The following is a 23663-nucleotide window of genomic DNA, read 5'->3' as shown; positions in this document are numbered from 1 at the left end:
CGGAAGCGAGGTAAGGCATCGAAATCCCCTGTCCTAGGTGACCGCACCGGCTGTCTTGAGTTCGATGATGCGGTCCCAGTCCAGCCCGAGTTCAGCCAGGATTTCATCGGTGTGCTCGGCGAATTTCGGCGCCGGCCCGCTCTGTGGCGCGGTGACTTCGAATTGCACGGGGTTGGCGACCAGTTCGAGTTCACCGGCCTGCACGATGTATTCGTTCGCCCGGATCTGTGGATCGTGAGCCGCCTGCAACGTGTCCTGCACCGGCGCCCACTGCCCTGCCAGCGTCGCGAAACGCTCCGTCCACTCGGCGAGTGTCCGCTTCCCGATGACTTCGCTGAGAATCGCCACCGCCTCGCCGGTATTGGCGGCGAGCTGCTCGTCGCTGGCAAACCGGGGATCGTCGGCGAGTTCCGGCCGCTCGATGTGGCGGCACACGTCGGCCCAGTACTTTCCGGGCTGCATCATCACAAAAGAGATGTACCGGCCGTCCGAGGTGGCGTACACCCCCACCAGGGGATTGACGGGCGACCCGTGCACGCCCGGTGGGGGCGCCTCCAACCGCCGGCCAAGGTGCACCGTCAACGCCACCGTGTGCCCCATCGACCACAGACCACTGCCGAGCAACGAGACGTCCACGATCGAGGGTTCACCGGTGCGTTCGCGTTTGAGCAGCGCAGCCGCGATACCACCGGCGAGGTTGGTGCCGGAGATGGTGTCGCCGTACGCCGGCCCGGGCGGCCCGATCATGCCTTCCATCCCGGGCGGGGTGATGGTGGCGGCGGTTCCGGCCCGGCACCAAAAGGCGGTCATGTCGTAGCCACCTTTGCCCGCCTCTGCCCCGCGCGGCCCGAACGCGCTGCCGCGCGCGTAGATGATCTTCGGGTTCACCCCGCGAATATCGTCGACGTCGATACCGAACTTTTGCCGATGTCCCGGCAGGAAACTCGTCAAAAAGACATCCGAGCGGCGCGCCAGCTCATAGAGCACTTCCTTGCCTTGGGGCACCGAGATGTCCAGGCCGATGCTGCGCTTGCCGCGGTTGGCGTGCTCGATGTTGGGGTTGGGGTCCCCTTCGACGCGCAAGTTGCCGGTCTGCCGCAGCCCGCGCTGCGGATCGCCGGTGACCGCGTGCTCGACTTTGATGACATCGGCGCCCCACTCGGCCAGCACCGCGCCCGCCGACGGGACGAACCCGTACATCGCAACTTCCACCACGCGGATGCCGTCCAGTGGTCTCATCGGGCCGTCCCGGACATAGGCTCAGACACCGGCACAGCAAACGTCTTGCGCTCCAAGAACTCCTCGAGCCCGGCCACGCCCATCTCCCGGCCCACACCCGATTGCTTGAAACCGCCGAACGGGCAGTCCGGCGCGAAGTAGTTGCCGCCGTTGATAGAAAACGATCCGGTGCGGATCCGGCGCGCCACCGCCAAGGCCCGATCCTGATCGCGGCTGAAGACCGCACCGGCGAGACCGTAGATCGAGTTATTGGCGATGCGCACGGCATCGTCGTCATTGTCGAAGGCGATGACGACGAGCACGGGCCCGAAGATCTCCTCTTGTGCGATTTCGCTGTTCGGATCGACGTTGGTGAGCAGGGTCGGTGCATAGAAGAAGCCGGGGTCCACTTTCTTGCCGCCGGTGACCAAGGTCGCCCCGGCGGCTATCGCGCGCTGGACCATACCGTCGACCTTGTCGCGCTGACGCTCGCTGATCAGCGGTCCCATCAAGGTTTTCGGGTCGGCTGGGTCGCCGTGGCGCACCTTGGCGAAATTGGCCGCGATCAGTTCCACGATTTCGTCATGCTTCGTTTTGGGAACCAGCAACCGCGATGTCAGCGCGCAGCCCTGGCCGGCATGGGTGACCATCGAAAACGCCGCAAACATACTGGCGGCGGTGAAGTCGGCGTCGTCGAGCAGGATGACCGCCGATTTGCCGCCGAGCTCGAGGAAGACCCGCTTGACGGTGTCGCTGGCCGCGGCCATGATCCGCCGGCCGGTCGCGGTGGACCCGGTGAAGGTGATGACGTCGACATCAGGACTGGTGGTCAGCGCTTCTCCAACGGCTGGATCCGACGAACTCAGTACGTTGACCACGCCCGGCGGGATGTCGGTGTGGTTGGCGATCAGCTCCCCCAGCGCCAATGTCACCAGCGGGGTGTCCGGTGCACCTTTGAGCACCACGGTACAGCCGGCAGCCAGCGCCGGGGACAGCTTGGCCAGCGCGAGCTGGTTCGGGTAGTTGTAGGCGATGATCGCCCCGACCACTCCGGCGGCTTCCTTTTCGACCCACCGGTGATGGCGCATGCCGCGGGATTCGGCCTCTCCGAGATCCTCGGTCATCGGATAGGTGCGCAGCAGGTCGGCGTAGTAGCGCACGATTGCGATCGGCTCATCCAGTTGCGGCCCGTGGGTGAGCGCCCGGGTGGCACCGACCTCGGCGATGGTGAGCTCGCGCAGCTCATCGGCGTGGTCGAGCAAAGCCTGGTGCAGCTGACCCAGGCAGCGTATTCGCAGCTCGATGTCGGTGGGCCAGGCCGTGGTGTCGAAGGCGCGCCGCGCCGCCGCAATTGCCGCCCGGGCCTCGGTGACCCCGGCATCCGGGGCGTACCCCAACAACACACCGCTGGCAGGATTAATCGACGGGAACCTCCGATCGGCGGCGACCAGCCGGCCGTCGATCAGCAGCCGCCGCCCGACCTGGGCGATGTCCCCCCCGGTTGACTGCGCCTCCCCCGCGAGGACCGCCGCCGTATCCTGCTGTTGCATTCCGGCCTCCTCGACGCACGTTGGATAATTTCATTCTCGTTCTCGGCGAATCTTACATTCGGGCAACGAGAATTCAAGCAAACACAAGAAATGAGACTGCCATGCTCATATCCATCGACACGACCTGGCGCCAACGCGTCTGTGCAGGCCGGGCGGCCTTTCCCGGCTCCTTGCGGGCTGCTCCGATGTGAGAGTATGGTTCTCATAATTGGAAGGGAGATTCTTTGTGGTTGAGACGGTAGTGCAGGCAAAGCCGTGAGAACCGCGGTCGTCACCGGGGGCAGCTCCGGCATCGGCCGCGCCGTCGCGCGTCGGCTGCACGCCGACGGTCACCGCGTCGCCACCATCGACCTCAAGCCGGCTGAGACGGAGTTCGCCTACACCGCCGATGTGACCGACCGATCCCAGGTGGACGCGGCGCTCTCGGCGATCCGCGCGCAGCTGGGACCGGTGACGATACTTGTCAACGCCGCCGGCCTGGACGGGTTCAAAAGGTTCGCCCACATCACCTTCGAGGACTGGCAGCGGATCATCGACGTCAACCTCAACGGCGTCTTCCACACGATTCAGGCGGTGCTGCCTGACATGGTGGAAGCTGGCTGGGGCCGGATCGTCAACATCTCATCGTCGAGCACGCACTCCGGTGTCCCCTATATGGCGCACTACGTGGCGGCGAAATCGGCGGTCAACGGGCTCACCAAATCGCTGGCGCTCGAGTACGGTCCCAGCGGCATCACGGTGAACGCGGTGCCGCCGGGTTTCATCGACACCCCGATGCTGCGCGCGGCCGCCGAACGCGGCTATCTCGGCGATATTGAGAAGAACATCCAGGCGACCCCGGTCCGGCGGATCGGCAAACCCGAAGACATCGCCGCCGCGTGTGCCTTCCTGGTGTCCGAGGAGGCGGGCTACATCACCGGCCAGATCCTGGGCGTCAACGGCGGCCGGAATACCTAAGTTCCGGGCAATTGGCGAGCACGTGAAAGGAAAACCCGTGGGACGTGTTGAAGGCAAGGTCGCATTCGTTACCGGGGCCGGCCGGGGCCAAGGCCGCAGCCACGCGGTGCGGTTGGCCGAAGAGGGCGCTGACATTATCGCCGTCGACATTTGCCGGGACATCGAGTCGATCGGATACCCGATGGCGCGGCCGGAAGATCTCGACGAGACCGCGCGGCTGATCGAAAAGACCGGCCGGAACGTGGTAACTGCGCAGGCCGACGTGCGCGAGGCCACGCAACTGCGCGCAGCGCTGGATAACGGTCTGGCCGAGTTCGGCAAGCTCGACATCGTCGTCGCGCAAGCCGGCGTAGCCGGCATGTTCGGCCAGCCGCCGCTGCAGGCCTGGTGCGATGTGATGGACACCAATCTGATCGGCACTCTCAACGCCATCCAGGTGGCGCTGCCGCACCTGGATGAGGGCGCCTCGATCATCGCTACCGCTTCCACCGCCGCCCTGATGGACGTCGCCAAGAAGGACAATCCCGGAGCGGACCCCGGCGGCATGGCCTACCTGTATTCCAAGCGGCTGATCGCCGAATATGTCCACGTGCTGGCCACCGAGCTGGCACCGCGCGGGATCCGCGCGAACGTGATTCACCCGACCAACACCAACACCCCGATGCTGCAGAGCCAGCCGATGTACCGGTCCTTCCGACCAGACCTGGAGCATCCGACCCGGGCAGACGCCGAGCCAGTTTTTGCGGTACAACAGGCGATGACAATTCCCTATGTTGAGCCGGAGGACATCAGCAACGCCGTGTTGTGGCTGGCCTCTGATGAGGCGAGATACGTCACGGGCATGCAGCTGCGCGTTGACGCGGGCGGCTACCTGAAATGGTACGACTACCACATCTGAGCTAGAGCTGTGGCGAAAACTGTTGAGGCACAGGCTACTTGACCCCACAACAGGGAGGACGCTCGTGAAGGTTTGGGTCGATCCCGAGCGCTGCCAGGGACACACACTGTGTTCGATGATCGCTCCGGAGGCATTCGAGCTGGACGATATCGACGGCCACTCGACGGCTGTGTTCGAGGAGGTGCCCCCGGAACTGGAAGACAAGGTGCGTGAAGCCGCCCAGTCTTGTCCGGAATGCGCGATCTTTATCGACGTCGACCAACAGAGCACTACTGGCCAGGAAAAATCGAGGGAGACAACGTCGTGACCGTTGCAGATCGGACGTACGCCGACGCGCACGATGACCGTCGGCAACCCCGCTACCACTTCGACCGGCACACGCCCGAGTATCGGGAACAGTTCGAGGCGATTACCGAGGAAATGCTCGCCAAGTGCCCGATCGCGTGGACCGAGACCTATGGGGGACATTGGGTCGCCGCCGGCAATCGCGAGGTCTTCGAGCTCGCCCGATGCCCTTATGTCTCAAACGATCACGACCTCACCGGAAAACGTCCGGCATACCAGGGCATTAGCATTCCCCCGGCACGCCGGGCGAGCGGCATCCGGGGCGGCATGCTGGAGATGGACGATCCCGAGCACCGGATTTATCGCAACGTCCTCAACCCGTATCTGTCTCCGGCCGCTGTGAAGCGCTGGATTCCGTTCATCGACGAGGTGGTCCGCGCTAGCCTTGACGAAAAGATCGAAGAGGGCCATATCGACTTCGTCGATGACCTCGCTAACATCGTGCCGGCAGTGCTCACGCTGGCGATGATGGGGATTCCACTGAAGAAGTGGAAGATGTACAGCGAGCCGGTGCACGCCGCGGTGTACACACCCGAACACTCTCCCGATGCCGAGCGGGTGGCCGAGCAACACCGGAAGATGGGCGTCGACTTATTCGACAACCTGGTGGAAATCCGTGAGAATCCGCGCCCCGGCATGATCCACGCGCTTCTTCAGCTCCGGATTGACGGCCAGCCGCCACCCGACCTCGAACTTTTCGGGATGCTTGGGCTGATCATCGGCGGCGGGTTCGACACCACGACCGCGTTAACCGCGCACGCGCTGGAGTGGCTGTCGCAGAATCCCGACCAGCGTGAGCTGCTCAGCCGCGAGCGCGACACCGTACTGGACTCCGCGACCGAGGAGTTCCTGCGTTACTTCACCCCGGCACCCGGTGACGGACGCACGTTCTCGCAGGATTGTGAGCTCTTCGGCACGCGGTTCAAAGAGGGTGAACGACTGTGGATCTCGTGGGCGATGGCCAACCGGGATCCCTCGGTGTTTCCCGATCCGAACCGGATCATATTGGACCGCAAGGGAAATCGACACTTCAGCTTCGGTCTGGGTGTTCATCGCTGCGCTGGATCCAACGTCGCGCGGGTCGTGTTCAAGTCGATGCTGACTGCGGTACTGGACCGCATGCCCGACTACCGCTGCGACCCCGCGGGCACTGTGCACTACGACACCATCGGCGTCATCCAGGGCATGCGCCACCTGCCGGCCACTTTCACCCCGGCTCGCAGGCTCGGCGCGGGCCTGGACGAAACCCTTGAGAAACTCCAGCGCATCTGCGACCGGGAGGAACTCGCCCGGCCCATCACCGAGCGCAAAGAAGCCGCGGTCATCGACTGACCACGAACCATCCCTGAACTCGGTCGGCGAATTCGATCAGACGCGGCGTTACCCAAGACAGCCAACCACACCGTTGCACACAAGCCCGCTCCACAGGCAAGTGAGCTGCTGGTCGATCACCGGGTTTGTGCGCACGCCCGCACTCGGCCGCCCGTTGCCGAAGCGCTGCACCGGACACCAGCCCGGCGCTCGGCGGTCGAATCGAGTCAGCCCCTGGGTAGTCCAAGCACGCGTTGGGCAATGATGTTGCGCTGGATCTCCGAGGTGCCGCCGGCAATGGTGCCGGCGAAACTGCGGGCGTAGCGCTCGAACCAGCTGGCGAAGTAGTGATCCAGGTTCATCGGCGCATAGGGGCCGGTCAACGCGGGGTGGATCAGCCCGTCGGATCCGGCTGCGGACAGTGCATTTTCACAGGCTTGGCGTTCGGCTTCGGAGCCCAGCAGCTTAAGCACCGAGAGGGCGGGCACATCATCTTCGCCACGGGCTGCGCGCGCCAGGGCCACCGAGCCGAGCAGGCGCAGGGCATGATGGTCCATCACCAAGGTGGCGTACTGGTCGCGCTCGAGCTGCGTGCCGGGGTGAAAATCCGTGATCAGGTTGTGCAGTCGGTCCGCGAAACCCAGCCACATCATGGTGCGTTCGTGCCCGAGTGACCCGTTGGCTACCCGCCAGCCCTGGTTGAGTTGGCCGACCAGGTTTTCGGCCGGCACCCGCACATCGGTGAAGAACACCTCGTTAAAATCCAGATCGTCACGGCCACAGATCGACGGGAACGGCCGGCGCACCACACCCGGGGTGTCGGTGGGGATCAGCAATGCGCTGATACCCTTGTGTTTTGGCGCATCGGGGTCGGTGCGCACAAATGTCAGCAGCACATCGGCATGATGGGCCCCTGAGGTCCACACCTTCTGTCCGTTGACCATGAAATGATCGCCCCGCAAAACGGCACGGGTGCGCAGCGACGCGAGATCGGAGCCGGCGCTCGGCTCGCTCATCCCCAGCGAAGCGGTGATCTCGGCGCGCAGGATCGGCACTGCCCACCGGCGTTTCTGTTCGTCAGTGCCGAACGTCAACAACGACGCCGCAACAATGTTCACGCCTTGCGGGTTGAAGCTGTGATAGATCCGTCGCCGGCACAGCTCCTCAAGGTGCACAAATTGCTGCAGCACAGTGGCGTTGCGCCCGCCGAATTCCGGGGGTTGACCGGGCAAGAGCCAACCGTTGTCGAACAGCAGCCGCTGCCAGCGGCGGGCCCAGTCCGGCATATGCGACACCGAGCGCGGCCGCTCCACCGTTTCGCTTGCGGGCGGCAGATGTTGCTCGAGAAAAGCCACGAACTCGGCGCGGAACGCCTCGACATCGGGGTCAAAAGTCAGCTGCACGGTATTCCTCCGCGATCCTCGCCCGATGCTCGGCGGCGCCGCCGAGCATGAGCTCGCCCACCTTGGCGCGTTTCAGCGCAAACTGCAGGTCGTTCTCCCAGGTGAATCCCATCGCGCCGAACAACTGCAGACCGTGGCGAAATACCAGCGCCTGGCATTCCCCCGCGGATGCTTTGGCCATCGCCGCCGCCAGCCGCCGCCGCGGGTCGTCGGCGGCGATCGTCAACGCGGCGAAATACGCCAAGGCCCGCGCCCGTTCGATTGCGACATGCATATCCACGGCCTTGTGCTGTACAGCTTGAAAAGAGCCGATCGGAACGCCGAATTGATGGCGGGTGCGCACATGGTCGAGGACCAGATCGAGGATGCGCTGACAGGCACCGACCATCGTGAGGGCCATCCCGGTCAGCGCCACATGATGAGCGCGCTCGGCGTCCACGTGCACTCGGGCATCATGGGGTACCCGGATCCCCGGGAACGACACGTCGGCGATGTGCAGCACCGGGTCGAACACCGGGAGCCGCCGCTTCGGCAATTCCTGGCCGTCGACCACGAACACCCCGGCCGGGGTCACCACGGCCAACCGGTCGGCACGATCCCCGTCGAGGACGTAACGCGCCGTGCCCTCCAGCACCCACCCCTCCGCCGCGCGGTGCGCCGCCACCCCGCTGTACACGGCGGTTCCCGACTGGTTCGGGTCGAACCGGTCCGTCGCCAGCGGCGCGAACTGGCTCATCGTCGCCAAGAACGGGGTGGGATCGGTGGCACGGCCCAGCTCTTCCAACACGATCGCCAACTCCACCGCACCGGCCGGGTCATTCAACTCCGTCCAGCCCAAATCGACATACGACTTCCAGAGCGGGCTGGTGTCAACGCCGTCCTCTGCCACGCTGCGCACCAGCGTTGGCGGGCACTGTTTGGCCACAACATCACGCACCGTGTGCTGCCAGAGCCGCTGATCGGCATTGAATTCCAAAAGCATCCGGGCCGCCTCCTCACCGTCACCACCATGGTGAGAATAGCATTCTCTAATTAGCACAGTCACAATCTCGCATAGTGGGCGGTGCGCTGCGCCCGACTGCGCCAGCAGACCAAGGCTGCGGGGCAGCGCCGGGCCTCCAACCGGGGGCGTTGTGACGATGAGGTTTATCGGCTTGGCCAACATGGGCTTTCCCACGACCCACACCTGGCACCGGCAGACTCCCGCGTCATCGCACGCGCAGCCGGCCAGCAAGCGCGTCGCAGCCCTCGGGTGTTGTGGTGGGCCAGTTCCGCCAGTGCCCGGGTCCGGGTGCTGCGCACGCCGATCGGAGAATGATATTATCCGTCTTGAAGAACTACGCTCACATACTGGACCGGCAATACCGGCCACTACCAGGGATAACGGCTAATCGAAATGCTTACCGGAAAGCCGTTGATAGGCGCTGACGGAAAATGTTAGATTACCTAGCGGACGAGCAGCAGGCTCGACACCGAGGTCGGAGCCGCGGACGGTGGTTAAGGTGATACAACACCCGGACGGAACCCGAACGCCCGTCATTGACGCCAGCGTCCACATCTTTTTCGCGTCCAATACGGACTTGCGCAGTTTCTTGCGGGAGCCCTTCAAAAGCCGCGGTTTCCCCGACTACGAGATGGACTGGTATGGCGCGCCGGGCGGCGAATATGCCCCGGGCACCGACGGGCCGGATCGGGGCTACCCCGGCTCGGACCCGGATTTCGTCGGCCATTACCTGTTCTCCGAGCGGGGTATTGACGTGGCGGTCTTGCACCCGATGGGACGCGGCATCATGCCCGATCGGCACCTGGGCACCGCGCTGCACGCCGCGCATAACGAGATGATGGTGTCACGGTGGTTGGAACATAGCGAGTTCGGTGAACGCTTCCGCGGCACTATCCGAGTCAACCCCGACGACATCCCCGGGGCGCTGCGCGAGATCGAGACATATAAAGACCACCCGCGGGTGGTGCAGATCGGTGTCCCGCTGCAGTCGCGCGAACTCTACGGCAAGCCGCAGTTCTGGCCGCTGTGGGAAGCGGCAGCCGCAGCCAACCTTCCGGTGGCGGTGCACATCGAGACAGGTGAGGGTATCGGTTTTCCGCCCACACCGTCCGGACACACCCGAACGTACGAGCAATACGTCAGTTTCATGGCGCTGAATTACCTCTACCACTTGATGAACATGATCGCCGAGGGCGTGTTCGAGCGGTTCAGTGTGAAGTTCGTCTGGGCCGACGGCGCCGCGGACTTCGTCACCCCGTTCATCTGGCGGATGGATGTGTTCGGTCGGCCCCACCTGGAACAGACCCCGTGGGCGCCCCGGATACCCAGCGACTACCTGCCCGGACACGTCTACTTCGTGCAGGGCAGCCTCGACGGTCCCGGGGACGCGGAGTTCGCCGGCGAATGGCTGAGCTTCACGGGCAAAGACGACATGGTGATGTTTGGCTCCAGCTACCCGCACTGGCACTGCGGGGACGTCACGGCACTGCCCAGGGCACTGACCAGCGAGCAGCGGGAGAAGCTGAGCTGGCGCAACGCGGCAAACCTCTACGGCATAGACATCCCGGTCAGCTTGGGCGCACAGTAGAAGTGAGCAAGGAGAACCACAATGACGCTGACACAGACGCAAGAGCGGGTTCCCGCCGCCGAGCGCATCGCCGTCCGGTGCGTCGACTCGGATGTCCACCCGGTGCCTAAACGCGGCGAGCTGACCCAGTACATTCCCGAGCCGTGGCGGAGCAAGTTCTTCCTCAACCACAAGGTCGGCGAGCTCATCTACTACGATGCTCCGGACTATGCGCACACCTTCGCGATGCGCGCCGACACCTTTCCACCCGACGGCGAATTCCCCGGCAGCGACCCGGATATGGCATTCCGCCAGTTGATCATGGCAGCCGGCTCGGATATCGCGATCCTGGAGCCCGGTGGCCGCACCCCCCGGCTACCCGAAGCTCACCAGGCGTTCTCCTGCGCACTTAATGACTGGCAGGCCAACCACTGGCTGGACAGCCACAACAACTGGCATCAGCGTTGGCGCGGTTCGATCTGCGTGGCGGTCGAAGACCCGCAGGGCGCCGCCCGCGAGATCGAACGATGGGCCGGCCACCCGTATATGGCGCAAATCCTGCTCAAGGCCGAGCCGCGGCCGTCGTGGGGGCACCCCATGTACGACCCGGTGTGGGCAGCCGCCACTAAACACGACATCGTGGTCAGCTGTCACCTATCCCGCAGCAATTACGAGATGCTGCCAATGCCGCCGGTGGGCTTCCCCAGCTATAACCACGACTTCATGGTGACCTACTCGCTGCTGGCCGCCAACCAGGTGATGAGCCTGATCTTCGACGGCGTCTTCGACCGCTTCCCGACGCTGCGGATCGTGCTCGTCGAGCACGCGTTCACCTGGATTCTGCCCCTGATGTGGCGGATGGACGCGATCTACGAGGCCCGTAAGTCGTGGGTGGAGATCAAGCGCAAGCCAAGCGAGTACGTCAAGGAGCACATCAAGTTCACCACCCAGCCGCTGGATTACCCCGAGGACAAGACCGAGCTCACCCGAGCGCTGGAGTGGATGGAGTGCGACAAGATCTTGCTGTATTCCTCCGACTACCCGCACTGGACCTTCGATGACCCACGCTGGCTGGTCAAACACCTGCCCAAGGCCGCCCGCGAGGCAGTGATGTTCCGTAACGGTATCGCGACCTATCATCTGCCGGAGACTGTCCCGGTGCTTGAGGGCCAAACCCGGGTGTTCTGAATGCCACCAGAAACCATGCGGCCCCGGCTGGCCCAGGGCCGCGAGCATGTTGTCGCGACAGTGGACGAGATTCCGCCCGGCACACACAAACTGGTGCCGATTGGGCGACACGGTGTGGGCGTCTACAACATCAACGGCACGTTCTACGCCATCGCGAATTATTGCCCGCACCAGGGTGGGCCGCTGTGTTCCGGGCGTCTGCGGGGACGGACGGTCGTCGACGAGAGCGTTCCAGGGGATGCGGTGATGGTCCGGGATCTGGAGTACATCTACTGTCCCTGGCACCAATGGGGTTTCGAGCTGGCGACGGGAACAACCGCGGTTAAGCCGGAGTGGAGCATTCGCACCTACCCGGTACGGGTGGTCGGTAAAGACGTCCTGGTGACGGCCTGAGGTTGGGAGGAAGGCACGTGCCTGTTGTCGAGGTCAATGGCGGGAACGTCGTCTACGAAATCCTTGGTGAATCAGGCGATCTGATCGTCCTGACCCCGGGTGGCCGGTTCAGCAAGGATGTGCCGGGCCTGCGCCCTTTGGCGGAAGCACTGGTCGGCGGCGGCTACCGGGTGCTGTTGTGGGACCGGCCCAATTGCGGCGCCTCGGACGTGCAGTTCTACGGGCAAAGCGAGTCACACATGCGCGCCGAGACCCTGCACGGCCTGCTGACGGTGCTCGGCGCGGGGCCGTGCATCATCGCGGGAGGCTCAGGCGGGGCCCGCGACTCGATGCTCACGACGATGCTCTACCCCGAACTGGTCACCAAGCTGGTGGTGTGGAACATCGTCGGCGGCGTGTACGGCATGTACCAGCTTGGCGCCTTCTACGTGTTGCCGAGCATTCAGGCGGTGCGCTGGTCGGGTATTGAGGGGCTGCTCAAGGTGCCGGAATGGCGTGAGCGAATCGAGCAGAACCCCAACAACAAGCAGCGGATACTCAGCCTGGACGCCGACGCGTTCCTCAAGGTGATGCTGCGCTGGCTGAATGCGTTCGTCCCCAAGCCGGGGCAGACGATTCCCGGTGTCGATGACGAAATGTTTGACCGCATCAGGGTTCCCACCTTGATCATCCGGGGCGGTGAGAACGATTGGGACCACCCCAAGCGGACATCCCTGGAGGTGAGTTGCCTGATCAAGGGATCGCATCTCATCGATCCGCCCTGGCCGGAGGACGCATGGGAACGTGCGGCCGAAGCACGCGCCGCGGGAAAGGTGGACCACTTCAACATGTTCGACACCTGGGTGCTGGCAGCGCCCCCCATCCTGGAATTTTTGGAACGCTGATGCGGTCAGCGGGTCAGGATGCGGACCTCACAGTTGAGCGAGGCCTCGAGAGCGGTGTGAATGCGGCTTTCCGGAATCCGCTCGAGGTCGGATTTGCGCAGCGTCACGTAGACGACGTCGAAGCCTTCGTCGCCCGGGGTCCGGGTGATTTCGCCGGTAAGCCCGAATCCGGCCAGCACGCCGCGGGCGTCGTCGTCGGTTCCCCTGCTGATATAGGTGACGACCCCGGCCACCGGAGTGGTGCCGAACGCCTTGGCGCACAGGTCAAGTGCGGTCTGCTTGAGGGTGTCGGCGTCGTCACCGGCGATGAGCAATTGCACCTCGCGACGGGCGACCGGCATGGCGGCCAGGTTGCGCTCGATCACGTCGGCACCGGCCTCGCCAGCGAGTTTGAGGAGTGTGGCCATGCCCTGGCTTAGCTGCGTCCGCGTAAGCGCACCGGACGGGTCGACTCTGACCCGCACCACAGCAGTCCGCATGCATGCCAGCCTAACCGCGGTGATCGAGGACTGATGGAAACCACCGCCGCACCACAGCTCACTGTCGCCGCCTGGCCCGGCTGCGCGCCACGCCTGTTGCCCGAGCAACCCGGGCACGAGAGGGAGGACTGCGCGGCGTATCGGAACCGTGGGGGCTACCGACCGCTGGCGGACGCCGACGAGTTGCTCGCGGAAGTCCAACACAGTGGGCTGCTGGGCCGCGGGGGCGCGGCCTTCCCACTGGCGGTGAAGCTGCGCGCAGTGCGCGACAACGGCCGTGCTGTCGGCGGCGCCGTCGTCATCGCCAACGGCGAGGAGGGCGAGCCGGCCTCGATCAAGGATCGCTGGCTGCTGCGCAACCGGCCCCATCTGGTGCTCGACGGGCTGCGGCTGGCGGCGGCAATGGTGGGGGCAAAGCGGGTGTACGTCTACGTCTCCGACCCCGACGCGGCCCGCAGCGCTGAAACAGCACTCGCCGAGGCTGACTCCGATGCATTCGGCGAGGTTGCGGTCCGGGTGCACAAGGTCGATCCCGGATATGTCGCCGGCGAAGAGACCGCCGCCGTCCGCGCACTCAACGGCGGCCCGGTCAAGCCCACCGACAAGCCGCCGCGCCCGTTCGAGTCGGGGGTCGGCGGACGCCCCACCCTGGTCAGCAATGTGGAGACCCTGGCCAATCTGCCCTACCTCCATCAACACGGCGCGGCGGCATTCCGGTCGCTGGGCACCGCCGACTCGCCGGGCAGCTGTCTGGTGACGCTCACCGGAGCCGGACGCTCCCCGGGTCTATACGAGATCCCGCACGGCCTGCCGTTCACACAACTGCTGACGCTGCACGGGGTCTCGTCTGACTCGGTGCAGGGCGTGCTGATGAGCGGCTATTTCGCCGGCCTGCTCAATCGGGATGTCCTGGACGCCACCTTGGATCACGAGACGATGCGCCGATTCGGCAGTGCACTGGGCTGCGGTGCGATCTCGGTGCTTACCGACGAGTGTCCGGTTGCGGTCGCGGCGTCGGTGCTGGCGTATTTCGATCGGGAAAACGCCGGGCAGTGCGGATCGTGCTTCAACGGAACAGCGGCGATGTCGGCGGTCGGCGGGGCGTTGCGCGACGGAGTCGCGACGACAGCAGACCTCGACCGGCTGAGACGCTGGTCGGTAGTACTGCGCGGCCGCGGCGCCTGCGCGACCCTGGACGCGGCCACCAATGCGGCGGCAAGCCTGCTCAACCAGTTTCCGCGCAGTGTCCAACACCATCTCGACCGCAGCTGCCGGTCATGCCGTGACGGCGCGTTCCGCGCCGAGCGGCCCTTCGAGGTCGAGGCGGTGATGCGGGCATGAGCGAAGGCATGCGAATCCGGCTGGACCGTACGGTCTGTGACGGCTTCGGCATCTGTGCCAAGCACGCACCCGGGTATTTCTCGCTTGACGACTGGGGTTATGCATCGCTGACCGGGGACGGCACCGTGGCCGAACCGGACCGCGACGCGGTTATGAACGCGCTGCTGGACTGTCCGGTGCACGCTATCACCGAGATCGGTGAGCGCAGCCCGCATCTCGCGTCACCGCCGTCGGGCACCGCGGACGGCGCTCCCGCGGAAAACCTCAAAATCGAGGCGAATGAAGCCGAGTGGGGTTTCACCCGGTGAGCAGCGAGACCGGACGTCCGCTGCCGCTGGTGACCGCCGAGAACGAGTTCTTCTGGTCCTCGGGCGCCGACGGCAGACTGCGACTGCAAGAATGTCAGGACTGCCGGGCGCTGATTCATCCGCCAGCGCCGCTCTGCCGCTATTGCCGCTCCCACAACCTGGGGGTGCGGACGGTGTCAGGCAGGGCGACACTGGCCGGGTTCACTGTGAATCACCGGTTCAGCTTGCCGGGGCTGCCCGCACCCTATGTGGTGGCGCAGGTGGCGATCGCCGAAGATCCCCGGGTCCGGTTGACCACCAACATCATCGAGTGCGACCCCGATCAGCTTCAGCTCGGTCAGCAGGTGGAAGTCGTTTTCGAACGCGCCGACGACGTGTGGCTGCCCCTGTTTCGCCCGGTCGCCGACCCGACGCCCGCAGCGCTGCCGATCGACGAGATCCCCCCGGAACGTTTCGGTGAGTATGTGCGCCCCATGCTCACTCGAGAGAAGTTCGAAGACAAGGTGGCGCTCACCGGAATCGGCATGTCGCAGATCGGGCGTCGGCTGATGGTGCCGCCGCTGTCACTGACCGTGCAGGCCTGCGAGGCGGCGATCGCCGATGCCGGCCTGACGATCGACGACATCGACGGCCTCTCAACGTATCCCGGCGGAGGCAATCTCGGAGGTTTCGGTGAGGGCGGGGTCACCGCGCTGGAAGCGGCGCTGGGCATCCGGCCCACCTGGCACAACGGCGGCATCGAGACCTTCGGCCCGGGCGGTTCGGTGATCGCCGCGATGCTTGCGGTCGCCGGCGGCCTGGCCCGTCACGTGCTGTGCTTCCGGACACTGTGGGAGGCCACCTACAACGAGCTGGTGAGGCAGGGCAGGTTCGCTCCGCCCACCGGCCGCACCACCAGCTGGCTGATCCCGTTCGGCGCCACCTCGGCTGCTCATACGTTGGCGCAGAACGCGCAGCGGCACATGCATCGATACGGGACGACGAAAGAGACGCTGGGCTGGATCGCGTTGAACCAGCGCGCCAATGCCGAACTCAACCCGACGGCCATCTACCGCACCCCGATGACCATGGACGACTACCTGAACGCGCGCCCGATCACCACGCCGTTCGGACTGTATGACTGTGACGTGCCGTGCGACGGGGCGATCGCGGTCATCGTCTCCGCTCGCGACGCTGCCCGCGACCTGGCCAAACCCCCGGTGCTGGTGGAGGCGGTGGGAACACAGATCATCGAGCGCATCGACTGGGACCAAAGCACACTGACCCACGAACCGCAGGTATTGGGCCAATCCGCGCACCTGTGGTCGCGCACCCCGCTGAGGCCCGAGGACGTCGATGTCGCCGAGCTGTACGACGGGTTCACCATGAACTGCCTGTCCTGGATCGAAGCGCTGGGCTTCTGCGGGATCGGTGAGGCCAAAGATTTTCTCGACGGCGGTAAGAACATCGCCCGCGACGGGCTGCTGCCGCTCAACACGCACGGTGGCCAGCTCTCCCATGGCCGCACCCACGGCATGGGGCTTTTGCATGAAGCCGTCAGCCAGTTGCGCGGCGAGGCCGGTGAGCGCCAGGTCGCCGATGCCAGTGTCGCAGTGGTCAGCAGCGGCGGGCTCACCCCCAGTGGCGTGCTCCTGCTGCGGGCCGACACATGAGTGTGGCCGCCCCCCGGCCCCGGGTTGTCAATGTCGACGGTGTGCCGATGTCCGCGTTGGTCGCCGCGGTGCCGCACCCGCGCGCGGTGGTGCTAGCGCTGCATGGCGGGGGCACGACGTCGCAGTATTTCGACTGCCCGGGTCACCCGCCGTTGTCGCTGCTGCGCACGGGTGCGGCCCTGGGGTTCACGGTGATCGCGCTTGACCGGCCCGGCTACGGCAGTTCTGCCCTCTACCCGGAGGCGATGGCGCATCCCGGGCAACGGGTCGATCTTGCCTACGGGGCAGTGGAGCGGATTCTTGGCGAACAGCCGCGCGGGGCGGGGTTGTTCGTCGTGGCTCACTCAAACGGGTGCGAACTGGCGCTGCGGATGGCGACCGATGGCCGGCGCCCTCGCCGATCAGAACGTGTGTTGGGCATCGAGCTGGCCGGGACCGGCAGGCACTACTGCGAGCCGGTCCACGACATCCTGGCGGCGGCGCGCCTTGACCACCGGCCCCCGGGACTGCGCGAGCTGTTGTGGTATCCGCCTCAGCTGTACCCGGCGAACGTCCTCACCGGCATCACCAACGCATCCCCGGGCGCGCCGTATGAGCAAACAATGGTCAGCGACTGGCCTCGCCACGACTTTCCGGCACTGGCTGCAAAGGTACGGGTTCCGGTGCAGTTCAGTTATGCCGAACACGAAAAGGTGTGGCGGTCCGATCCGCCGGCACTGGCCGAGATTGCCGCGATGTTCTCGGCGTCGCCTCGTTTTGTCATCAACAGGCAACTGGGAGCGGGCCACAATCTCAGCCTCGGTCACGCGGCTGCCGCCTATCACTTGAAGGTGTTTTCGTTCGTCGAGGAATGTCTCTTGGCCCGCCAGCACCCCGCTGCCGTCGGGCTTACCACCGATGTGGAGGACGGTTGATGCGTGTCGGATTCATCGGGCTGGGCAGTCAGGGCGGCCCTATGGCGCGGCGAATCATCGACGCCGGCTATCCGATGACACTGTGGGCGCGCCGGCCGGCGTCAGTCGAACCGTTCGCCAACACCGCAGCCAGGGTTGCCCGATCACCGGCCGAACTCGCCGCGGCCAGCGACTTGATCTGCCTTTGTGTCGTCGGCGACGCCGATGTCGAGGACGTTGTCGGCGGTGAGCACGGCGTGCTCGCCGGCGTCAAACCGGGAAGTGTGATCGCCGTCCACAGCACAGTACATCCCAATACGTGTTTAGAGCTAGCGGAAAAAGCTGGTGCACAGGATGTCTCAGTTGTCGATGCTCCGGTGAGCGGCGGTGGTCCCGCAGCTGCGGAAGGCCGCCTGCTGGTGATGGCAGGTGGCGATCCCGGCGTGGTCGAACGGTGCCGGCCAGTGTTCGAAAGCTACGCCGACGCCGTCATCCATCTCGGCGGGCTGGGCAGCGGACAAACTACCAAGCTGCTCAACAACCTGTTGTTCACCGCTAACCTGGGCGCGGCCGCGACGACGTTGTCACTGGGACAGGCGCTGGGTGTCTCCGCGGGTGGTCTCACCGAGGTCCTTTCGCGCGGTAGCGGAAACAGTTTCGCGCTCAATGCGCTTGGCGGAACCGGTGGTCTCGAACGCCTTGCTGGTTACGCGGGCTCGCTGCTGCGTAAAGATGTTCGGCTGATCGCCGACCTTGCCGAACACGCAGCAGCCGCACCGGCGGTCGTGCTCGACGCGGCCGACGCAGCACTGGTGCTGATGGGCCATCCCCGGTGAAGGTCGGATTCATCGGAATGGGCCGAATGGGCCGGCCCATGGTCGCGCGGCTAGTCGGCGCCGGCCACGATGTCCGGGTGTTCGGGCGGTCCCCCGAAAAGCTTCGTGACATCGCGGACATGGGTGCCTATCCGGCGTCCGGCTTGGCCGGTGTCGGTATGCGCGCCGACGTCGTCGTGGTGTGCGTTTTCAGTGACGAGCAACTGCGGCAGGTCGCTCTAGGCAGCGACCTGCTGGCCAGCATGCCGCCCGGCTCAGCGCTGGCGGTGCACACCACCGCAAGTCCGCGCACGCTCGAGGCCATCGCCGACCGTGCGGCGCCGTATCAGGTCGACGTCGTCGACGCCCCGGTGAGTGGAGGTCCGCACGACGCGGCGTCGGGCAGGTTGACCCTATTCGTGGGCGGTGACGACGGCCCGGTGGCGCGCTTGCGGAAAGTGCTGGGCTGCTACGGCGATCCGGTGCTTCACGTGGGGCCGCTCGGTGTCGGACAGAAGGTCAAGCTGATCAACAACGCGCTCTTTGCCGCCCACATCGGGCTGCTCGCAGAATCCGTGCGGCTGGGTGCCCGGCTTGGTGTGCCCGAGTCGGCGTTGCTGGCTGCGCTGCCTCACGGCAGCGCCGGAAGCCGGGTGCTCGACATTGTTGCGGCGCGGGGGTCGGTCGCGTCGTTTGTCCAAACAGCAGCCGAATTCCTCGGTAAGGATGTGGCCGTTGTCCGCGCGTTCACTGCTGAACTTGGTACCGATCTCGGCGCCCTGGACAGCGTCATCGCCGAGATGCCCTAGCGCATCGGGGAGATCACCGAACGCAGTCCGGTCAACCGCCGCGAGGGTGAGCGCACAACCGAACAACCGTGTCAGGTTGATCCGCGCCGCGGTGCGCACCCGACGAGCGAATCAACCACCCGCCGGGGCAGGCTCAAATCCACTGACGATGACGGCGTTGCAGTCAGCAGCGGCCTGCCGCAGTTTTGCCGCTTTTTGGTAGCCCTCGGACTCATACCATGTGCGGGCTGCGTCCACCGACTCGAATTCGAGCACGACCGTCTGGTCGCCATGCCAGTCGCCCTCGATGACCTGCGGCGCGGTATCCACCGCAAGAATGTTCACACCGCCCATCGCTGCACCCGCCGCCCGGGCGTAAGCCTTCATTCCTTCCGGATCTTTGATGGCTTCGGTCAAAATGATGTATCCCTTAGGCATTCGATCTCCGATCGGGCTCAGGTCTCGCTGATGGCTTGCTCGGGACAGTTTTCGATAGCGTCTCTGGCCGCGGCCTCGCGGTCGGCGGGAACCTCGGACAGATATACCTCCGAATAGCCGTCGTCGGTCAGCCTGAATACTTCCGGGCAAACGGAAACGCACACACCGTGACCGCGGCAGAGCTGGTCATCAACTGTGACTTTCATGCCGGGTCGAACTCCAGGTGCAGTTCGGTCAGGCCGCGCAGGATGTAGGTCGGGACATAGTTATAGCGGCGGTCATCGGCTGAACCGTGCATACGCTCAGAGATTCTGATCTCGCTCGTCCGATCCAGCAATCGTTCGATTGCCACCCGGCTTTCGGCGCGCGCCAGCGGTGCTCCCGGACAACTGTGGATCCCGCGTCCGAACGCCAAATGCTGGCGGGCGTTCTTGCGGGCGGGATCGAATGTGTCCGGATCCTCGAATCGGCGCGGATCGCGGTTGGCGGCGCCTTGCAGCACCATCACAGTGGAACCGGCCGCGATATCGACGCCGCCCACGACAGTCGGCACACGCGATAGCCGAAAATCGCCTTTGACCGGGCTTTCTATCCGCAACGTCTCTTCGATGAAGTTAGGAATGCAGCTGCGATCTTTGCGGAGCAGCTGCTGAATATCCGGGCGCTCGCCGAGCACCTGCAGCGCGGCACCGAGCAGGCGCACCGTGGTCTCCTGCCCCGCCGAGAAGACGTTGGTGGCGACGCGGGCGACATCGGTGACATCCGGTGTCGAACCGTCAGGGAACGTTGCGGTCGCCAGGCCGGTTAGCACATCATCGCGCGGTTCGCGGCGCCGATCCTCGATGTAGTTGGCAAAGCGCCCGTAAATGAATTCCAGGGGACTGTGTGCCAGGGACTCACCCTCGGTACTGCCGAGGCCGCCACCGACGTTGCGGTGCAAGTTTTTAACGAAGTCGTCGCGATCATCGTCGGGGACACCGAGCAGATCGGCTATCACGAAAAGTGTGAAAGGAGCGGCAAACCCCTTGATGAACTCGCCCTCGCCGCCGGCCAGGAAAGTATCCAGCACGCGATCGGCCAGCATCCACATCGCGTCCTCATTCTCTTTGAGGCGCTTGGGAGTGATCAACCGCATCAGCAGCGCGCGGTGATTGGTGTGGGTCGGCGGGTCAAGCGTCGGCAGCTGATCGCTGAAAGGCAGCTCATCACGATGCTGCTCGATGAGGTCCGTCACATCATCGCCCTCGAGGGGAACCGGGAACCCCGGGAACGGACCGGTCACCGAGATGCACGACGAGAACGTCGAGGCATCGTTGAACACCTCTACCGCCTCGTCCCAGCCGGTCACCATCGTCACACCGTGGTGCGGTTCACGCAGCACCGGGCACTGCCGCCGCAAGGCCTCGAAGTACGGGTAGGGGTTCTCCACTAGCCGGTCGTCGCGGAAGAAGTCCAACTCGGTGAGATCGTTCACTATCCATTGCTCCATTCAGCAATCTCCACTGATGAGAATTGTCCTCTCATCAATGAATATTAGGTTTCCATACCTGCTTGTCGCCGTCAACGACGGCTGACCGCGATGCGTTGATGCCCGCGCAACGCGCGCATCCGGGCACGCTCGACGACGACGGCGAGCTTGCTGCTGCCCACGGGCGTGGGCCGACGGGCACTGGTCTTTCGGGGTGATGATCACGACGTCGCGCGTCGCGGCCTGATGACCGCGCCTGCCGGCACCGATGACGCACTGACGGTGATCGGGGTTCTTGCCGACACGCCGCCACGGACTGTGTCCGTGAAGTTCCACCCCGCTGTCACGGCACGGGCGCACGGCGGTGATGCGAAGATGCCGGCAGCATTTGGCCGGCAACTCAGCTGGCTGGAACCAGATCAGCGGCCACCGAAGGGGATGCCATGATCCCGGTGCGAAAAGTTTCGGTGGACCCGACCGGGGTCTCGGACATCGCGGCAGCCGCGAGGGCCTGAGCCTTGAAAGCTTGCGCGGCCGCGCTCAGCTGATGCCGCACCCACCCGACGCTGGCATCAAGCTCGGCCGGCCATGTCTCCCCCCACAGCGTCACTTCAGTGATCCCGTGGTCGAGCGCCTGTAGCACGCCGCGTCGCACCCGCGAGTCGCATCTGAATAGATCTGCGGCCACCGCCAACGTCTGCGGACGCGGCCACTGCTCGCCCGCCGCCAGCACGTGTTCGAGGTCACGTGTCTGGGCGCCCAAAATCTGCAACGGCCGCCCGTCGGGGTGCCCGGCGACAAGAACCGTCACGTCCCATCCGGCCATCGCCCGGTCGAACAGCCATCCACCGGCGAACCGCACCACGTCGGCGACAGTGGGCGCGACAACGTCGAGCCGGTATCTCATGTCCGGCTCGGCCGGGCAAAATCGCGAGCCAGCGACTCGGCGTACCCCTTGAACACCTCGGTCAGCGGTATCGAGGGATCGAGCAACCATGTGGTCTCCATTCCGTTAACGAAGGCGATAATTTCCACTGCCTTGGTGGCGGGGTCCATGTCCGCGCGATAGCGGCCCGACTCCTGGCCGCGCCGGATGAGCTCAGCGACAATGCCGACCGCGTCCCGATACCGGTTGAGCAGACGATCATGCAGCGGAGCATCCGGGAGAAGGTTCTCCACCAACAGCACGGTGAACGCACCCATGAGCTCGGGCGTCCGGTCGAACCGCTCGGGCACCCGCGCAATCTCGGCGATAAGGTCGCCCGCGCGGTTAGCGTGGGCGTCGTCGTCGGCATCGCGGATGTCGAGCACCGCGTGCAGCAGCTGCTCTTTGGACTCGAAATGATGCAGAAGGCCCGCGGGGCTGACCCCGGCTTCGCGTGCGATCTGGGCCAGCGTGGTGTTGCGCCAGCCCTTGCGGGTCAAAAGCCGCTGAGCGACCTCAAGGATACGCTGCTTGCGGTCCTCGCCCTTGGCGAGCAGCGTGTCATAGCGCCGCGAACTGGGTGCGCCGGGCACGGAACTCCTCTGCGGATAACCAACCTAGTGAACACACAGTAGGTTGGTTTGATCCCTGTGACAAGAGTCTCACCGAAGGTTTTCCCGGTCGCCCGTCACAGTCCCAGCGACTTGGCGATGATCACCTTCATCACCTCGCTCGTCCCCGCGTAGATCCGGGCGACCCGGGCATCGGTGTACAGCCGGGCGATCGGGTACTCCATCATGTAGCCGTAGCCGCCGAAAAGTTGCAGACAGCGGTCCACGACACGACCCTGCATTTCGGTGCAGAACAACTTCACCTTCGCCGCGTCGGCACCCGAGAGTTGACCGGCGACGAGCTCGATGATCGCACGGTCAAGCATGGCCTGGGCCGCTTCGACCTCTGCCGCCATTGCCGCCAGCTCGAACTTGGTGTTCTGAAAAGACGCGACGGTTGTCCCGAATGCCTTGCGCCCCTTGACATATTCGATGGTCGTGTCCACCGCTGCCCGAGCTTGTGCCACCGAACCGACGGCTACCGTCATCCGCTCCTGGGGCAGGTTGTGCGTGAGGTATTCGAAGGCCCGACCCTCCTCGCCCAGCCGGTTGGCCACCGGGACCCGAACATCGGTGAAGGACAGTTCGGCGGTGTCTTGTACTTTGCAGCCCATCTTGTCCAGGGCACGCCCCTTGACGAAGCCGGGCATACCGTCTTCGACCACCAGAAGCGTCAGCCCGTGCCGACGGTTGTCCGGATCGGTCGACGTTCGTGCCACCACGATGACCAGGTCGGCGAGCAGGCCGCCGGTGATGAAGGTCTTAGCGCCGTTCAGCACATAGTCGTCGCCGCGGCGCACCGCCGTCGTGCGGATCCCCGCAAGATCGGAGCCGGTGCCGGGCTCGGTCATCGCGATCGCGGTCAGCAGCGTGCCGGCAGCCAGCCCGGGAAACCAGCGTCGCCGTTGCGTGGCGTTGGTGTAGTGCAGAAAGTACGGCAGGATCACCTCGAGCTGGGTGCGGACGGTACCCAGCGTAACCAGGGCACGGGCAGCCTCCTCCTGCAGGACAACGTTGTAGCGGTAGTCGGGCAGCCCCGAACCACCGTATTCCTCGGGGATGGCCATGCCCAGCATCCCCAGCGAACCGAGCTTCTCGAAGATTTCACGCGGCATCCGGCCGGCCTTCTCCCACTCGGCGTAATGCGGCTCGATTTCCTTTTCGACGACATCTCGGACCAGCCGGCGGAACGCCTCGTGGTCCTCGGTGAACAGATCTCGCCGCACGG

At 65.0% G+C, this 23663-nt stretch carries 25 protein-coding genes; 14 read left to right on the top strand and 11 right to left on the bottom strand.

Annotation, left to right across the window (positions count from 1 at the left end):
* Positions 1–33: 33 nt before the first annotated feature.
* Both G6N08_RS09570 and G6N08_RS09565 read right to left on the bottom strand, forming a co-directional pair.
* Complete coding sequence (locus G6N08_RS09570; protein ID WP_163756370.1) at positions 34–1239, bottom strand: CaiB/BaiF CoA transferase family protein; 1206 nt, start codon at positions 1237–1239, stop codon at positions 34–36.
* Positions 1236–2768, bottom strand: coding sequence for an aldehyde dehydrogenase family protein (locus G6N08_RS09565; protein WP_163756368.1), 1533 nt, complete (start codon positions 2766–2768; stop codon positions 1236–1238). Before G6N08_RS09565 ends, G6N08_RS09570 begins: the two co-directional genes overlap by 4 nt.
* 255 nt (positions 2769–3023) lie before the next feature.
* Between G6N08_RS09565 and G6N08_RS09560 the strand changes: the two genes are divergently transcribed.
* The 4 genes from G6N08_RS09560 to G6N08_RS09545 all read left to right on the top strand — a co-directional run bounded on the left by G6N08_RS09560 (position 3024) and on the right by G6N08_RS09545 (position 6300).
* Complete coding sequence (locus tag G6N08_RS09560) at positions 3024–3725, top strand: SDR family NAD(P)-dependent oxidoreductase (RefSeq protein WP_163756366.1); 702 nt, start codon at positions 3024–3026, stop codon at positions 3723–3725.
* Positions 3726–3762: 37 nt separating this feature from the next.
* The gene (locus G6N08_RS09555) at positions 3763–4623 is read left to right on the top strand and encodes a mycofactocin-coupled SDR family oxidoreductase (protein ID WP_163756364.1); all 861 of its coding nucleotides are present in this window, start codon (positions 3763–3765) and stop codon (positions 4621–4623) included.
* A gap of 64 nt (positions 4624–4687) precedes the next feature.
* Positions 4688–4930 (top strand): ferredoxin, encoded by a 243-nt coding sequence (locus tag G6N08_RS09550; protein WP_163756362.1) that lies wholly within the window; start codon positions 4688–4690, stop codon positions 4928–4930.
* Positions 4927–6300 (top strand): cytochrome P450, encoded by a 1374-nt coding sequence (locus G6N08_RS09545; RefSeq protein WP_163756360.1) that lies wholly within the window; start codon positions 4927–4929, stop codon positions 6298–6300. Before G6N08_RS09550 ends, G6N08_RS09545 begins: the two co-directional genes overlap by 4 nt.
* A 206-nt stretch (positions 6301–6506) precedes the next feature.
* Here G6N08_RS09545 and G6N08_RS09540 read toward each other — a convergent pair whose 3' ends face one another.
* Together G6N08_RS09540 and G6N08_RS09535 are read right to left on the bottom strand one after the other, a co-directional pair.
* Positions 6507–7682, bottom strand: a complete 1176-nt coding sequence (locus G6N08_RS09540; RefSeq protein WP_163756358.1) for an acyl-CoA dehydrogenase family protein — start codon at positions 7680–7682, stop codon at positions 6507–6509.
* The gene (locus tag G6N08_RS09535; protein WP_163756885.1) at positions 7666–8664 is read right to left on the bottom strand and encodes an acyl-CoA dehydrogenase family protein; all 999 of its coding nucleotides are present in this window, start codon (positions 8662–8664) and stop codon (positions 7666–7668) included. The genes G6N08_RS09540 and G6N08_RS09535 overlap by 17 nt, the downstream gene beginning before the upstream one ends.
* 520 nt (positions 8665–9184) lie before the next feature.
* Here G6N08_RS09535 and G6N08_RS09530 point away from each other — a divergent pair.
* The 4 genes from G6N08_RS09530 to G6N08_RS09515 are packed head-to-tail and all read left to right on the top strand — an operon-like array spanning position 9185 to position 12717.
* Positions 9185–10273: an amidohydrolase family protein gene (locus G6N08_RS09530; protein ID WP_163756356.1), complete on the top strand. Its 1089-nt coding sequence runs from the start codon at positions 9185–9187 to the stop codon at positions 10271–10273.
* Positions 10274–10294: 21 nt separating this feature from the next.
* On the top strand, positions 10295–11440 hold the full coding sequence (locus G6N08_RS09525) for an amidohydrolase family protein (RefSeq protein ID WP_163756354.1): 1146 nt from the start codon (positions 10295–10297) through the stop codon (positions 11438–11440).
* The gene (locus G6N08_RS09520) at positions 11441–11833 is read left to right on the top strand and encodes a Rieske (2Fe-2S) protein (RefSeq protein ID WP_163756352.1); all 393 of its coding nucleotides are present in this window, start codon (positions 11441–11443) and stop codon (positions 11831–11833) included. It abuts the gene before it with no gap.
* A gap of 17 nt (positions 11834–11850) precedes the next feature.
* Positions 11851–12717, top strand: a complete 867-nt coding sequence (locus tag G6N08_RS09515) for an alpha/beta fold hydrolase (RefSeq protein WP_163756350.1) — start codon at positions 11851–11853, stop codon at positions 12715–12717.
* A gap of 5 nt (positions 12718–12722) precedes the next feature.
* Here the strand turns inward: G6N08_RS09515 and G6N08_RS09510 are convergent, their stop codons facing one another.
* Positions 12723–13196: a hypothetical protein gene (locus G6N08_RS09510; RefSeq protein WP_163756348.1), complete on the bottom strand. Its 474-nt coding sequence runs from the start codon at positions 13194–13196 to the stop codon at positions 12723–12725.
* A gap of 33 nt (positions 13197–13229) precedes the next feature.
* Between G6N08_RS09510 and G6N08_RS09505 the strand changes: the two genes are divergently transcribed.
* The 6 genes from G6N08_RS09505 to G6N08_RS09480 are packed head-to-tail and all read left to right on the top strand — an operon-like array spanning position 13230 to position 19014.
* A complete protein-coding gene (locus G6N08_RS09505) occupies positions 13230–14537 on the top strand; it encodes an NADH-ubiquinone oxidoreductase-F iron-sulfur binding region domain-containing protein (RefSeq protein WP_163756346.1) in 1308 nt (435 codons plus the stop codon).
* Between the two features lie 8 nt (positions 14538–14545).
* On the top strand, positions 14546–14845 hold the full coding sequence (locus tag G6N08_RS09500; RefSeq protein WP_163756883.1) for a ferredoxin: 300 nt from the start codon (positions 14546–14548) through the stop codon (positions 14843–14845).
* Complete coding sequence (locus G6N08_RS09495; protein ID WP_163756344.1) at positions 14842–16497, top strand: thiolase C-terminal domain-containing protein; 1656 nt, start codon at positions 14842–14844, stop codon at positions 16495–16497. The genes G6N08_RS09500 and G6N08_RS09495 overlap by 4 nt, the downstream gene beginning before the upstream one ends.
* A complete protein-coding gene (locus G6N08_RS09490) occupies positions 16494–17411 on the top strand; it encodes an alpha/beta fold hydrolase (RefSeq protein WP_163756342.1) in 918 nt (305 codons plus the stop codon). The genes G6N08_RS09495 and G6N08_RS09490 overlap by 4 nt, the downstream gene beginning before the upstream one ends.
* Positions 17411–18226, top strand: a complete 816-nt coding sequence (locus G6N08_RS09485; RefSeq protein WP_163756340.1) for an NAD(P)-dependent oxidoreductase — start codon at positions 17411–17413, stop codon at positions 18224–18226. Before G6N08_RS09490 ends, G6N08_RS09485 begins: the two co-directional genes overlap by 1 nt.
* Complete coding sequence (locus tag G6N08_RS09480; RefSeq protein WP_163756338.1) at positions 18223–19014, top strand: NAD(P)-dependent oxidoreductase; 792 nt, start codon at positions 18223–18225, stop codon at positions 19012–19014. The genes G6N08_RS09485 and G6N08_RS09480 overlap by 4 nt, the downstream gene beginning before the upstream one ends.
* Before the next feature lie 111 nt (positions 19015–19125).
* On the opposite strand, the gene G6N08_RS09475 is transcribed toward G6N08_RS09480, so the two are convergent.
* The 6 genes from G6N08_RS09475 to G6N08_RS09450 all read right to left on the bottom strand — a co-directional run bounded on the left by G6N08_RS09475 (position 19126) and on the right by G6N08_RS09450 (position 23661).
* The gene (locus G6N08_RS09475) at positions 19126–19431 is read right to left on the bottom strand and encodes a DUF1330 domain-containing protein (protein WP_163756336.1); all 306 of its coding nucleotides are present in this window, start codon (positions 19429–19431) and stop codon (positions 19126–19128) included.
* Between the two features lie 17 nt (positions 19432–19448).
* The gene (locus G6N08_RS09470; RefSeq protein WP_163756334.1) at positions 19449–19637 is read right to left on the bottom strand and encodes a ferredoxin; all 189 of its coding nucleotides are present in this window, start codon (positions 19635–19637) and stop codon (positions 19449–19451) included.
* Positions 19634–20920: a cytochrome P450 gene (locus G6N08_RS09465; protein WP_371868976.1), complete on the bottom strand. Its 1287-nt coding sequence runs from the start codon at positions 20918–20920 to the stop codon at positions 19634–19636. The genes G6N08_RS09470 and G6N08_RS09465 overlap by 4 nt, the downstream gene beginning before the upstream one ends.
* Positions 20921–21299: 379 nt before the next feature.
* Positions 21300–21806, bottom strand: coding sequence for a hypothetical protein (locus tag G6N08_RS09460; protein ID WP_163756332.1), 507 nt, complete (start codon positions 21804–21806; stop codon positions 21300–21302).
* Complete coding sequence (locus tag G6N08_RS09455; RefSeq protein ID WP_163756330.1) at positions 21803–22417, bottom strand: TetR/AcrR family transcriptional regulator; 615 nt, start codon at positions 22415–22417, stop codon at positions 21803–21805. The genes G6N08_RS09460 and G6N08_RS09455 overlap by 4 nt, the downstream gene beginning before the upstream one ends.
* Before the next feature lie 95 nt (positions 22418–22512).
* Entirely contained in the window at positions 22513–23661 is a 1149-nt protein-coding gene (locus G6N08_RS09450; RefSeq protein ID WP_163756328.1) for an acyl-CoA dehydrogenase family protein, read from the bottom strand.
* Positions 23662–23663: the final 2 nt, after the last annotated feature.

This window comes from Mycobacterium botniense, from assembly GCF_010723305.1.
Taxonomy (GTDB): domain Bacteria; phylum Actinomycetota; class Actinomycetes; order Mycobacteriales; family Mycobacteriaceae; genus Mycobacterium; species Mycobacterium botniense.
The sequence above is the reverse complement of the archived record's forward strand: the minus strand, read 5'-3'. Positions and strand labels throughout refer to the sequence as shown.

Bases quoted from the DNA above. Each gene is read 5' to 3' on its own strand.
- G6N08_RS09490 (WP_163756342.1), top strand. From the start codon at position 16,494: ATGAGTGTGGCCGCCCCCCGGCCCCGGGTTGTCAATGTCGACGGTGTG.
- G6N08_RS09485 (WP_163756340.1), top strand. From the start codon at position 17,411: ATGCGTGTCGGATTCATCGGGCTGGGCAGTCAGGGCGGCCCTATGGCG.
- G6N08_RS09460 (WP_163756332.1), bottom strand. From the start codon at position 21,806: ATGAGATACCGGCTCGACGTTGTCGCGCCCACTGTCGCCGACGTGGTG.
- G6N08_RS09565 (WP_163756368.1), bottom strand. From the start codon at position 2,768: ATGCAACAGCAGGATACGGCGGCGGTCCTCGCGGGGGAGGCGCAGTCA.
- G6N08_RS09520 (WP_163756352.1), top strand. From the start codon at position 11,441: ATGCCACCAGAAACCATGCGGCCCCGGCTGGCCCAGGGCCGCGAGCAT.
- G6N08_RS09500 (WP_163756883.1), top strand. From the start codon at position 14,546: ATGCGAATCCGGCTGGACCGTACGGTCTGTGACGGCTTCGGCATCTGT.
- G6N08_RS09505 (WP_163756346.1), top strand. From the start codon at position 13,230: ATGGAAACCACCGCCGCACCACAGCTCACTGTCGCCGCCTGGCCCGGC.
- G6N08_RS09535 (WP_163756885.1), bottom strand. From the start codon at position 8,664: ATGCTTTTGGAATTCAATGCCGATCAGCGGCTCTGGCAGCACACGGTG.
- G6N08_RS09570 (WP_163756370.1), bottom strand. From the start codon at position 1,239: ATGAGACCACTGGACGGCATCCGCGTGGTGGAAGTTGCGATGTACGGG.
- G6N08_RS09475 (WP_163756336.1), bottom strand. From the start codon at position 19,431: ATGCCTAAGGGATACATCATTTTGACCGAAGCCATCAAAGATCCGGAA.
- G6N08_RS09510 (WP_163756348.1), bottom strand. From the start codon at position 13,196: ATGCGGACTGCTGTGGTGCGGGTCAGAGTCGACCCGTCCGGTGCGCTT.
- G6N08_RS09525 (WP_163756354.1), top strand. From the start codon at position 10,295: ATGACGCTGACACAGACGCAAGAGCGGGTTCCCGCCGCCGAGCGCATC.
- G6N08_RS09465 (WP_371868976.1), bottom strand. From the start codon at position 20,920: ATGGAGCAATGGATAGTGAACGATCTCACCGAGTTGGACTTCTTCCGC.
- G6N08_RS09470 (WP_163756334.1), bottom strand. From the start codon at position 19,637: ATGAAAGTCACAGTTGATGACCAGCTCTGCCGCGGTCACGGTGTGTGC.